The sequence below is a fragment of the Variovorax sp. GW821-FHT10D07 genome (assembly GCF_059415325.1).
Genome location: NZ_JBWKMZ010000011.1, coordinates 115,398 through 127,516 on the forward strand (window position 1 = coordinate 115,398; position 12,119 = coordinate 127,516).

The window sequence follows — 12,119 nt, forward strand, 5'->3', positions numbered from 1 at the left end:
CGGATACGGCCCGCTCCTTCACGGGCCATTTTTCCCTCTTCTTCTTTCTTCTTCTTGGCGCCGGACCGGCTCGCCGCGCACATGAGGCGCGTCACGCTCCGCCTGGGCCGCGCATCGGGGAATTCCATGCTTTTCAAAAACGCGCTGCGCTCGGCAGGTGTCACGTTGATGGTGGTCGGCTTGCTGGGTGCGCATATCGCGCCGGCCGATGCCGCCGTCATGCTCGGTGGTACCCGCGTCATCCTCCACGAGAAAGACCGCGAAGCATCGATCTCGATGAAGAACGAAAGCGGTTCGCCGTATGTCGTGCAAGCCTGGATCGATGCCGGCGAAGGCAAGAACAAGACACCTTTCCTGGTCACGCCGCCTCTTTCGCGGCTGGACCCCGGCGTGGAAAACATTCTGCGCGTACTGCGCACATCCAAGGATCTTCCCGCCGACCGCGAATCGGCGTTCTGGCTCAACGTGAAGGAGATTCCCGAGAAGGCGCAGGAAGACAACGTGCTGCAGATCGCGGTGCGCACGCGCATCAAGCTGTTCTATCGGCCCACGGCCCTGCGGGATAGCGATCCGGCGGCCGCCCGGAACCGGTTGAAGTGGGCCATCGTGGCGGGGCAGGACGGCAAGGGCGCCGCATTGAAGATCGTCAACCCGACGCCCTATCACGTCACCTTCACCTATCTCCATATCAATGGAAATCAGCAGGAGATCAATCCCGACATGTTGCCGCCGATGGAGGAGCGCATCTATCCGCTGAACAGCATCACGGAGCCACAGGCTGTTTCCGTGAAGTTCACCACGATCAACGACTTCGGCGGGCAGACCCCTCAGGAAAGCGTCCGCGTTCCCGCGGCGAACGAGCCCGTGGAACTCCAGCCTCAAGCCGCGGCGACCGACAAGCGGCCATGACGTCACGGAGATGAATGTCGTGAGTGCCTCCGTCCCCCCTCGAAATGTTCGAAAGCACGCGCTTTCGGCCATTGCGCTCGCGCTCGTGGCACACGCCAGCCATGCGCAGAAGCCGAAGGAAAGCATCTTCAACGAGAAGTTCCTGACCATCAACGGCGACCAGGCGAACGCCGATCTTTCGATGTTCTCGTTCGGCAACCAGGTGATGCCCGGCGTCTACATGGTCGAAATCATCCGCAATGGCGCCCCACTGAGCAAGGTGGAAGTCCGCTTCGATGCGGTGGAAGGAAAGCGCGATGCCGTGCCCTGCCTCACGGTGGACCTGCTGCGCAGTTCGGGCGTGAACGTGGAGGTCTTCTCCAGCCTGTCGACGCTGCCGCCCGAAAGCTGCGTCGACCTGAATGCCGCGGTGCCGGAGGCCACGGCCACCTACGACGCAGGCCAGCAGCGGCTGCTGCTGAGCATTCCCCAGGCGGCCCTGAAGCGTTCGGCCCGGGGCGCGGTCGAGCCGTCGAAATGGGACCATGGCATCAGTGCCGCCATGCTGGACTATCAGCTCAGCGTGTCGCGCAACCATGGATCGAACAGCCTCTCCTATCGAGGGCCGACCTCGACTGGCGCCTTCGGCGGTGAGAAGGTCGAGCGCAACACGTTCTATGCCTCGGTGCTGGGAGGGTTCAACCTCGGCGATTGGCGTTTTCGCCACCGCTCCAACTACGACCGCGGCTTCGATGCCAAAGGGCGCTGGCAGGCCGTCCAGACGTACGCGCAGCGCGATCTTCCTTCGATCGGCGGCCAGCTGCTGATCGGCGATGGCTTCACATCGGCCGAGCTGTTCGATGGCTTCCAGTTCCGAGGCGTGCAGGTGGCCTCGGACACCGCCATGCTGCCGGACAGCCTGCAAGGCTATGCGCCCACCATCCGGGGCGTGGCGCAGACCAATGCCCGCGTCACGGTGAAGCAGAACGGCTACATCATCTACAACACCTATGTCGCGCCCGGCCCGTTCGCGCTGGACGACCTGTACCCGACTTCATCGGGGGGCGACCTGGAGGTGACGATCACCGAGGCCGACGGCCGCGAGACGCGCTACATCCAGGCCTTCGCCGCGGTGCCCACGCTGCTGCGCGAAGGCACGTGGCGCTACAGCGCCACCGCGGGCCAGTTCCGCAGCGGTGACGAGCGCTACAGAGGCAACGCCGAGCGCCCCTATTTCGTCCAGGGCACGCTGGCGCGAGGCTTGCCGAAGGATTTCTCCGTCTATGGCGGCGCCACGCTGGCGCGCGGCTATCAGGCCGGGATGATCGGCTCGGGCAAGAACATGTATGGCCTCGGCGCGGTGTCGCTGGACCTCACGCATGCCCGAACCGAAGGCCAGGGCGACCAGACCCTCAGCGGCCAGTCGCTGCGGGCCCTGTATTCCAAGACGATCGATGACACGGGCACCACGTTTCGCATGGCCGGCTACCGTTATTCGACGAGCGGCTTCCGGACCTTTTCCGAATCGGTCGAGATGCGCTATGCAGCGGAGAACCAGTTGCCCTTCTTCAATCGGCGCAGCGAGGTGCGGCTGGACCTGGCGCAGCCCTTGGGAGAGTGGGGCTCGTTCTACGCGTCGGCCCGGCAGCAGAGCTACTGGGGCAGCGACCGCAAGGACAAGCTCGTGCAGGTCGGCTATTCCGGCAGCTACGGGCGGGTGGGCTACAACATCTTCTACAGCCAGGTCTCCAACCTCCGGGGACCGGCCAATCGCCAGGTCATGCTGACGCTGTCGATTCCGCTCGGATCGAACGTCAATGCGAGCTACGCCGTCTCGCGCAACAACCAGGGGCGTGTCACCCATCAGGCGGGGGTTTCCGGCAGCGCATGGGACGACTATCGCCTGACCTACGGCCTGACGGTGGACCGCTCCAACGAGGACGGATCGAATGGCAGCGCGAACCTGAACTACAAGGGACGCAGCGGCCAGGTGAACCTGAGCCACAGCCAGGGCCAGGGCTATGGCCAGACCAATATCAGCGTGGCGGGCGGCCTGGTGGCGCATGGCGAAGGCGTGACCTTGTCGCAGCCCCTGGGCGAAACCATCGCGCTCGTGCGCGTTCCCAAGGCCTCGGGCGTGGGCATCGAGTCGCAGTCCGGCGTGAGCACCGACGGCACGGGCCATGCCGTCGTGCCCAACCTCACGCCCTATAGAAACAACCGCCTTGCATTGCTGACGCAGGACCTGGACGACAAGGTCGAAGTCAAGCATGCCGCGCGCGAGGTCGTGCCCACGCGAGGCGCCGTGGTGCTGGCGCCGTACGAGACCTCGGTCGGCTATCGGCTGATGTTGACGCTGACCAATCCGCAAGGCCGGCCGCTCCCCTTCGGCGCGCGCATCGACAACGAGGCGGGGCAGGAAGTGGGCGTGGTCGGGCCCGAGGGCCAGGCCTACGTGACCGGCGCGGGTGAGACGGGCACCTTGAAAGTCATCTGGGGCGACCGTGCCGGCGCGCAATGTCAGGTCAGCTATCGCGTACCTGCTCAGGACGTTGCGGCGCCCATCCACGAAATGAAGGAGATCTGCCGATGAGCGCGCTTTATCGTTGCTTTCTCGGGTTCGGTGTTCTGGCGGGGTTGAGCATCGCGTCGGGCAGTGCGTTCGCGAACTGCGAATACAGCACCAACATGAACAAAGGCGCACGCACGTTCAATGTGTCAGGAACGACCACCGCATTGCGGACGGCAAAGGTCGGTGAGACCATTTTGAGCAGCAATGTCATCAAGTTTTCAAGCTATCCATTCTGGATTGGTCAGTGCAATAAAACGGCCGCGGGCGTTCGTGCCGTGCTTTCACCGCTTCGGGGCGCACTGGTGCCTGGACTGTCTCCCCCGACGTACTCGACCAATATCGACGGCATCGGCTACAGAGTGAAGATAGCGGGAAGCAATATCGATCTCAATGACACCTACACCGGAAATTGGCCGACCACTACGTCATCCGTTTATATCGGATGGACAGGAGTGATCATCGATTTGGTCAAGACGGCGCCAGTCGTCGGAAACGGGTTAATTGCTGCCGGCGAATATGCTCGTTTTCATACAAGGGGGGACTCTACGCAGCAGTGGTTCACCGCGAACATCGGCACCGTGAGGATCCTCGCGCCCACCTGCCAGATCACCACGGCGACGCAGAACCAGACGGTCTCGCTGGGGGATGTGCGAATGAATCGCTTCTCGGGCGTGGGCAGCACGGCGGCGGAAAAAACTTTCAATATCGGCGTGGCTTGCGATGTGTCGGAGCATCAGCAGGGCAATACCGTGTCTCTGATCCTCGAAGGGACGGCGGATCCGTCGGAAAAGCCTGGCGTGCTCCAGCTCTCTTCCGATGCCGACAAGGTCGCCGTCGGCGTGGGTATACAGATACTCGACGGCAAGACCAGCACGCCGGTGAAATTCGGCCAGCCCGTCGCGATCGGCAATTCCGCGGCTGGCACGATCGATATGCCGTTCAAGGCGCGCTACTACCAGACGGCCAAGGACATCGTCCCCGGTCAGGCCGACGGCATGGTCACGTTGACGCTGGCCTACAAGTAAGCAGGGGCGGCCGGCTCGCGCGGCAACTTCACAGCTGATCCGTCGGCACGAACCACGAGAACAGCAGCAGCTGAAACCGCGTCAGCATGCTCGAATCGGGCTCGCTGTCGAGCACCTCGTTGTTGACGTCCCCCGTGCCGATCCACTGCACGTTCTCGCCATCGGGCTTGAGCACGACGCGGTAGACGCCCTCGATGTCGTCGAGTTGGTAGGCGTAGAGCAGGGCCTGGGTCAGGTCGAAGCTGCGCACGCGCACGCCGAACTCGGTGTTGAGCAGGGCCGAGCGCGGGTCGAGGTTCATCGAGCCCAGCATCACCCATTCGCGGTCGATCAGTGCGAGCTTGGCATGCAGCCGGCCGCGCGCCTTCTTCAGCAGGTCGCGGAACTGGCCACTGCGCTTGAGCTGCTGCGTGCTGACCTCGTAGAGCTCCACGCCGAGCTTGAGCATGTCGACGCGGTAGCGGTTGTAGTTGATGTTGACCAGCGGCTCGTCGCTGTCGGCCAGCGAATTGGTGATCACGCTGACCTGCACGCCGCGCCGGCGGCCTTCGCGGATGCGCGCCATGCCTTCGTCGCCCGGGATGAAGTAGGGCGAGATCACGAGCACGCTCGAGCGCGCGGTGGCCGCCAGTTCGTGGAAGCGCTGCGCCACCGATTCGGTGGGATGCCGCATCACGCCGAGTGCCTTGTTCGGGCTGTCGGCGCTGGCGTGCGCGTCGGCGCGCATCCATTGCAGGGTGGGGATGTTCAGCAGTTGCAGGCCCAGCGGCGGATCGCCGAGCACATCGCCATCGCCCGGCGGATCGGGCCAGGGCGCGAAGCGCAACGAGGTGGCGGTTTCGAAATCGGCCTTCAACACGGCCGGCGTGCGGTGGTTGATGGCCACGGTCTCGATCGGATAGACGACGTCGCTGTTCCAGTAGGTGTCGAACACCGCGGCCGATTCGGCCACCACCGGGCCGGCCATCAGCAGTTCGAAGTCGATGAAGTTGGCGACTTCGCTGCGCAGGAAGTATTCGTCGGCGAGGTTGCGCCCGCCCGCGATGGCGATGGCGCCGTCGGCCACGAACAGCTTGTTGTGCATGCGGTGGTTGAGCCGCCGGAAGTCACCGAGGAACTCCATCCAGCGCGTGGCCGAGTGGTCGCGCGCATTCACGAAGGGGTTGAACAGCCGCACCGAGGCGTTCGACTCGGCCGCCAGGCCGAGCAGCAGCGGGTCCATCCCGGAGGTATAGAAGTCGTCGAGCAGGAGCCGCACGCGCACGCCGCGGCGCGCGGCATCGCGCAGTTCGCGCAGCAGCAGGCGGCCGGTCTTGTCGTTGCCGAGCTGGTAGGTCTGCACATCGAGCGAGCTCTGCGCGCGGCGGATCAGCTCGAGCCGCGCATCGAGCGCGAACGAGGCCTCGATCAGCGGCCGCACGCTCGAGAGTCCGTCGCGTGGCGCATCGAGATGGGCCGCGGCGCGGCCGAGCAGGGTGGCATTGGAGGCCGGGATGGCGAGCACCGGCGTGTCGGCGGCCCGCGGCGGCAGGCCGGCGCAGCCCGCGAGCACGAAGGCGGTCGCCAGCGCGAGCAGCCATGCCGCGGCGCCGCGCAAGGCGAGGAACCGGGAGGCGAGGGTGGTGTGCATGACGGCGGACGCGCGAATGTTGCAGGGACGGTGGGAAGCTTGACGGGACTATCCCGCGCCTGGCGCGCGCCGATGCTAGCTGTGTTGCGCCGAAACCACGAGTCGCAAGATCAGGCGGCACCCCTTGCACCCACCCGGATTTGGCGGAAATGTGAATTATTCCGTTTTAGAATGAGAATGGTTCTTAATATCTAGAGGAGTGGAGTCGGAATGGCGGTCTTGTTGACGCAGCGCAATGCCTTGGCGCTGATGGGGTGTCTGGCGATCTACGCGAACCAGCAGGTGCTGGCGCAAACGGCCGCCACGACGGCATTGCCCGAAATCCGGGTCGAGGCCCCGGCCGAAACGGCGACCACGCCGGTGAACGGCTACCGCGCGAGGAATGCGGCGACCGCCACCAAGACCGACACGCCATTGGCCGAGACGCCGCAGTCGGTGACGGTCGTGACCCGCGACCAGATCCTGGACCAGGGCGCTACCAACCTGCAGGATGCGCTCACTTACGCAGCCGGCGTGCGCTCCGATGCCTACGGCCTGGACTCGCGCTCCGACAGCTTCCTGGTGCGTGGCAGCGATGCCTCGGTCTACCTCGACGGGCTGCAGCTCTTCTCCGCGGGCTGGTACACCGCGACCGCGCGGCCCGATCCCTACACGCTCGAGCGCCTCGAGGTGCTGCGCGGCCCGTCGGGCATGCTCTTCGGCGCCGGCACGGCGGGTGGCGTGATCAACATGGTCAGCAAGCGCCCGCAGACGCAGGCCGCGCGCGAAGTGGGCGTGCAGTTCGGCTCCTGGGGCCGTAAGCAGATCCAGGCCGCCCTGACCGGCCCGCTGACGGCCGACGGCGACTGGTCGTACCGCCTGGTGGCGCTGCAGCGCAAGGCCGACACGCAGGTCGACTACGTGCCCGACGACCGCACGCTGGTCATGCCCTCGCTGACCTGGCGCCCGAGCGCCGCCACCTCGCTGACCCTGCAGGGCCTCTACCAGAAGGACAAGACCGGCAGCACCTCGCAGTTCCTGCCGTGGCAGGGCACGATCCTGCCGAACGTCAACGGCAAGCTGCCCGTGAGCCGCTTCATCGGCGAGCCCGGCGACGGCTACGACACCGAGCGCAAGACCTTCGGCTGGCTGTTCGAGCACCAGTTCAACGACCACTGGTCCTTCCGGCAGAACTTCCGGATGTCGCGCACCTACAACGACTCGCACTACCACTATGCGGACTTCTTCTCCATCCCCGGCGGCTGGGGCATGGACCCGATCGGCCAGCGCGTGATCGGCCGCATCAACGACAAGTCGCTGACCTGGACCCGCATGACGGGCATCGACAACCATGTCGAGGGCCACTTCGACACCGGCGCGCTGCGCCACACGCTGCTGGTGGGCGCCGAGTACTCGCGCCAGCGCCAGGACAAGTACGAAGGCTCGGCCTACAGCGCCATCGACGCCTACACCCCGGTCTACGGCCTGGGCTACGTGCCGGTGACCGACCTGAGCTGGAAGCCCCGCACCACGCAGCGCAATGCCGGCGTGTACCTGCAGGACCAGATGAAGCTCGACAACTGGATCTTCGTCGCGGGCCTGCGCTACGACCGCAGCACGGCCGGCACCGAAGGCAGTGCCTCGGAGACCACCACCGCCACCTCGCGCCGGCTCGGCGTGATGTACACGCTGCCCTCGGGCTGGGCGCCCTACCTGAGCTACACCGAGTCGTTCACGCCGCAGGCCGGCACGGACGTCAACGGCCGGCTGTTCAAGCCGCTGCGCGGCGAGCAGGTCGAGGCCGGCGTCAAGTACCAGCCCGCGGGTTCGCCGACCAGCTTCACGGCCTCGGTCTTCTCGCTCAAGGAAAAGAACCGCACCGTCTCCGACAGCACCAACCCGAACTACGGCCGCCAGGTCGATTCGAGCAAGAACAAGGGCCTCGAGCTCGAGCTCAAGACCACGCTCGCGCGCGACCTCGACCTGATCGCCAACTACACCTACATCGAGGTCGATCCCAAGCTCACCGACACGCCGCGCAACCAGCTCTCGGTGTGGGGCAAGTACCGCTTCGCCGTCGGCGGCATCACGGGCTTCTCGGCCGGCGCCGGCGTGCGCTACATGAGCGGCTTCCGCGACATCGAAAGCACGGGCGCGGGCCCGCGCGTGCCGTCGGTGGCGCTGCTCGACCTGATGCTGGCCTACGAGTCGGACAAGTGGCGCTATGCGCTCAACATCAACAACGTGACCGACAAGGTCTACTTCAGCACCTGTCTGGCCCGCGGCGACTGCTGGTACGGCACGCGTCGCAACGTGGTCGCCACCGCGACTTACAAGTTCTGAGGTTTTTCGAGCCGCCGCCACACCGAGCCTCGGGGACAATTCCGCCATGTCGATGAACAGCCGAAAGATCAAGACCTGGGCCTGGGTGCACAAGTGGAGCAGCCTCGTGTGCACGGTCTTCATGCTGCTGCTGTGCCTGACGGGCTTGCCGCTGATCTTCCACCACGAGATCGGCCACCTGCTGGGCACCGAGGTCGAGGCGCCGAAGATGCCCGCAGGCACGCCGCGCGTGAGCCTCGATCGCGTGCTCGAGGTGGCGCGCGCGCAGCACCCCGACCGCGTGGTGCAGTTCGCCTCGCAGCCCGAGGACGACGACGGCCTGTGGTTCGTCACGCTCACGCCCACGCCCGCGCCCACCGACGACTTCAAGTCGGTCGCGGTCGATGCGCGCACCGGCGTCATCCTCGCGCAGCCGAAGTTCGACGAGGGCTTCATGTACGTGATGTTCAAGCTGCACGTCGACCTGTTCGCGGGCCTGCCGGGCAAGCTGTTCCTCGGCTTCATGGGCTTCCTGCTGCTGGTCGCGATCGTCTCGGGCGTGGTGCTGTATTCGCCGTTCATGCGCAAGCTCGACTTCGGCACGGTGCGCCGCGAGAAGCGGCCGCGCCTCAAGTGGCTCGACCTGCACAACCTGCTGGGCATCGTCACGCTGGTGTGGCTGTTCGTGGTCGGCGCCACCGGCATGATCAACACCTGGGCCGACCTGGTGATCAAGTACTGGCAGTACGACCAGCTCACCACGCTGCTGGCGCCCTACAAGAACGAGCCCGTGGTCGCCGTGAGCGAGCGCGGCTCGGTGCAGCGCTCCTACGAGGCGGCGATGCAGCAGGCGCCGGGCAACCGGCTGTCGTTCATCGCCTTCCCGGGCACCTCGTTCTCGAGCCCGCACCACACCACCTTCTTCCTGCAGGGCAAGGAGCCTTTCACCTCGAAGCTGCTGCAGCCGGTGCTGGTCGATGCGAAGACCGCGCAGGTCACGGCGGCGCCGAAGCTGCCCTGGTACCTCACGGCGCTGCTGGTGTCGCAGCCGCTGCACTTCGGCGACTACGGCGGCATGCCGATGCAGATCCTCTGGGCGCTGCTCGACATCGCGACCATCATCGTGCTGGGCAGCGGCCTGTACCTGTGGCTCAAGCGCGGGAACACCGTGCCCGCGGCGGCATCCAGGGCGGCCGCCGAACGTCCGCAGCGCGAGGAGGGCGGCGCACCGCAGGCCGATCCTGCGCCCGCATTGAAAGTCTGAGCCCATGACCGCAGCAAAGCATCCGCAGCACCACGGCTTCTGGCGTCTCTGGGGTTGGCCGATCGTCCTCGGCCTGCTCACGGCCTTCGGCCTGATCTCGGCGCTGTTCAGCGACGGCGGGCTCGGCGACGTCCTGGCCTGGATCACGCTCGGCATTCCGGTGGCGGTGGGCGCGTGGTACGGCTGGCGCCGTCCGCGTCCGGCCAGCGAGTAGCGCATCGCATCGGTGTGTGCACGGCGCGCGCCACGGTGAGAAACCCCGAGGCTCCGCGTCGGCGCGACACCGCAGAATCGGCGGCATGAAACCCGTTGCCGCTGCTGCCGTCGCCTGTCTCCTGCTCGATCTCTCCACGGCCTCGCGCGCGCAGTCTGCGACCGAAACACCGTCGCCGTTCGCGGGCGCCTCGCTGCGCGAGATCACCGTCTCCACGCCGCGCGGCGAGGTCGCGCCCTTCAACGTGCCGGGTTCGGTCGATCGCGTCGACGGCGAGTCCATGCGCGACGGCCGCCTCGGCGTGAACCTGTCCGAGAGCCTGGGCGCGGTGCCCGGGTTGCAGGTGCAGAACCGGCTCAACTACGCACAGGACCTGCAGCTGTCGATCCGCGGCTTCGGTGCCCGCTCGACCTTCGGCGTGCGCGGCGTGCGGCTCTATGTCGACGGCATTCCCGCCACCTTGCCCGACGGCCAGGGCCAGACCTCGAACATCGATATCGGCTCGCTCGACCGCATCGAGATCCTGCGCGGTCCGTTCTCGGCGCTCTATGGCAACTCCTCGGGCGGCGTGCTGCAGGCCTTCACCGCCTCGGGCGAGGGCCGGCCGAAACTGTCCTACTCGGCGGCGGGAGGCAGCAACGGCACCTGGCGCCAGTCGCTGCAGGCCAGCGGCTCGCAGGGCGCCATCGACTACCTGCTCGGCGCCAGCCGCTTCCAGACCGACGGCTGGCGCGAGCACAGCGCCGCGCGGCGCGACATCGCCAACGGCAAGCTCGGCATCGCGCTCGACAACGGCGACCGGCTCACGCTGGTCGTCAACAGCGTGCGCATCGATGCGCAGGACCCGCTGGGCCTCACGGCCGACCAGTACGCGCTGGCGCCACGGCTCGCGCCGCTGGCCGTGCAGTACGACACCCGCAAGACCGTCGAGCAGACGCAGGCCGGGCTGCTCTACGAGCGCCGCCTGAGCCAGACGCAGCAACTGCGCCTGATGGTCTACGGCGGCGAGCGCAAGACCACGCAGTACCAGTCGATCCCGCCCTCGGCGCAGCAGAACCCGCTGCATGCGGGCGGCGTGATCGACCTCACGCGCCAGTACGGGGGCCTCGACCTGCGCTGGACCGGTGCCTTCACCCTGGCCGATCGTCCCTTCGAACTGGTGGCGGGCCTGGGCTACGACAGCCTGCGCGAATGGCGCCGCGGCTACGAGAACTATCTCGGCAGCGGCGCGGCCCAGATCCTCGGCGTGCAGGGGCGGCTGCGGCGCTACGAGCGCAACGAGGTCTGGAACCTCGATCCCTATGCGCAGGCCAGCTGGCGCTTCGCCGAGCGCTGGACGCTCGAGGCCGGCCTGCGGCGCAGCAGCGTGCACTTCGATTCGGGCGACCGCTACATCGTCGGCAGCAACCGCGACGACAGCGGCAGCGCGCGCTATGCCAAGACCCTGCCCGTGGCCTCGCTGCGCTTCCAGGCCACGCGCGACATCGCGCTCTACGGCTCCATCGGCCGCGGCTTCGAGACGCCGACGCTCAACGAGCTGTCGTACCGCGCGGGCGGCGCGAGCGGGCTCAACTTCGCACTGCGGCCCTCGGTCAACGACAGCCTCGAGCTCGGCGCCAAGGCGCGGCTCGGTGGCGGGCTGCTGACCGCGGCGCTGTTTCGCACCCGCACGCGCGACGAGATCGTGACCGACACCAACCTCGGCGGCCGCGCCACCTTCCAGAACGCGGGCCGCACGCGGCGCAACGGCTTCGAGCTGGCCTGGCAGCACGAGACCGAGAACCACTGGCGCACCCAGCTCGCCTACACCTGGCTCGATGCGACCTACCGCGATGCCTTCTGTTCGCCCTCGCCGTGCGCGGCCGCCAACACGGTGGCCGCTGGCAACCGCATTCCCGGCATCGCGCGGCAGTCGCTGTTCGCCTCGTTGGGCTGGGTGCCGCCCGAGGGTTGGCGCGCGGGTGTGGAGATGCGCGCGCTGGGCCGCATCCAGGCCAACGACCTCAACAGCGCGAGCGCGCCCGGCTATGCGGTGGCTGCCGCCTATGCCGGCTACCTCAAGAAGTGGGAGCGCTGGGAGTTCAACGCCTTCGCGCGCGTGGACAACCTGTTCGACCGCCGCTATGCCGGCTCGGTCATCGTCAACGAAGGCAATGCGCGCTATTTCGAGCCCGCGCCGGGGCGCAACTGGACGGTGGGCATGAGCGGTTCGTACCGCTTCTGAG

8 protein-coding genes are annotated in these 12,119 nt (G+C 66.7%); 7 read left to right on the forward strand and 1 reads right to left on the reverse strand.

What is annotated here, in order from left to right; all coding sequences use genetic code 11:
- Positions 1-126: 126 nt before the first annotated feature.
- Genes AC07PU_RS28205 through AC07PU_RS28215 form a run of 3 tightly spaced genes read left to right on the forward strand, consistent with a single transcriptional unit; the run spans position 127 to position 4,485 of the window.
- On the forward strand, positions 127-909 hold the full coding sequence (locus tag AC07PU_RS28205; protein ID WP_495321710.1) for a fimbrial biogenesis chaperone: 783 nt from the start codon (positions 127-129) through the stop codon (positions 907-909).
- A 10-nt stretch (positions 910-919) separates the two neighbouring features.
- A complete protein-coding gene (locus AC07PU_RS28210) occupies positions 920-3,481 on the forward strand; it encodes a fimbria/pilus outer membrane usher protein (RefSeq protein WP_495321711.1) in 2,562 nt (853 codons plus the stop codon).
- Positions 3,478-4,485 carry a fimbrial protein gene (locus AC07PU_RS28215; RefSeq protein WP_495321712.1) on the forward strand — a complete coding sequence of 336 codons (1,008 nt, stop codon included), beginning with the start codon at positions 3,478-3,480 and terminating at the stop codon, positions 4,483-4,485. Before AC07PU_RS28210 ends, AC07PU_RS28215 begins: the two co-directional genes overlap by 4 nt.
- 28 nt (positions 4,486-4,513) lie before the next feature.
- Here the strand turns inward: AC07PU_RS28215 and AC07PU_RS28220 are convergent, their stop codons facing one another.
- Positions 4,514-6,115: a phospholipase D-like domain-containing protein gene (locus AC07PU_RS28220; protein WP_495321713.1), complete on the reverse strand. Its 1,602-nt coding sequence runs from the start codon at positions 6,113-6,115 to the stop codon at positions 4,514-4,516.
- Positions 6,116-6,325: 210 nt separating this feature from the next.
- Here AC07PU_RS28220 and AC07PU_RS28225 point away from each other — a divergent pair, with 210 nt between their 5' ends.
- The 4 genes from AC07PU_RS28225 to AC07PU_RS28240 all read left to right on the forward strand — a co-directional run bounded on the left by AC07PU_RS28225 (position 6,326) and on the right by AC07PU_RS28240 (position 12,118).
- Positions 6,326-8,437, forward strand: coding sequence for a TonB-dependent siderophore receptor (locus AC07PU_RS28225; RefSeq protein ID WP_495321714.1), 2,112 nt, complete (start codon positions 6,326-6,328; stop codon positions 8,435-8,437).
- A gap of 52 nt (positions 8,438-8,489) precedes the next feature.
- On the forward strand, positions 8,490-9,680 hold the full coding sequence (locus AC07PU_RS28230) for a PepSY-associated TM helix domain-containing protein (protein WP_296783235.1): 1,191 nt from the start codon (positions 8,490-8,492) through the stop codon (positions 9,678-9,680).
- 4 nt (positions 9,681-9,684) lie between these two features.
- Positions 9,685-9,894, forward strand: coding sequence for a hypothetical protein (locus AC07PU_RS28235; protein WP_296783115.1), 210 nt, complete (start codon positions 9,685-9,687; stop codon positions 9,892-9,894).
- An 85-nt stretch (positions 9,895-9,979) separates the two neighbouring features.
- Positions 9,980-12,118, forward strand: coding sequence for a TonB-dependent receptor domain-containing protein (locus tag AC07PU_RS28240; protein WP_296783112.1), 2,139 nt, complete (start codon positions 9,980-9,982; stop codon positions 12,116-12,118).
- Position 12,119 lies beyond the last annotated feature (1 nt).

Coding starts and splice junctions, on each gene's coding strand:
- AC07PU_RS28240 (WP_296783112.1), top strand. CDS start 9,980: ATGAAACCCGTTGCCGCTGCTGCCGTCGCCTGTCTCCTGCTCGATCTC.
- AC07PU_RS28210 (WP_495321711.1), top strand. CDS start 920: ATGAATGTCGTGAGTGCCTCCGTCCCCCCTCGAAATGTTCGAAAGCAC.
- AC07PU_RS28205 (WP_495321710.1), top strand. CDS start 127: ATGCTTTTCAAAAACGCGCTGCGCTCGGCAGGTGTCACGTTGATGGTG.
- AC07PU_RS28225 (WP_495321714.1), top strand. CDS start 6,326: ATGGCGGTCTTGTTGACGCAGCGCAATGCCTTGGCGCTGATGGGGTGT.
- AC07PU_RS28215 (WP_495321712.1), top strand. CDS start 3,478: ATGAGCGCGCTTTATCGTTGCTTTCTCGGGTTCGGTGTTCTGGCGGGG.
- AC07PU_RS28220 (WP_495321713.1), bottom strand. CDS start 6,115: ATGCACACCACCCTCGCCTCCCGGTTCCTCGCCTTGCGCGGCGCCGCG.
- AC07PU_RS28230 (WP_296783235.1), top strand. CDS start 8,490: ATGAACAGCCGAAAGATCAAGACCTGGGCCTGGGTGCACAAGTGGAGC.
- AC07PU_RS28235 (WP_296783115.1), top strand. CDS start 9,685: ATGACCGCAGCAAAGCATCCGCAGCACCACGGCTTCTGGCGTCTCTGG.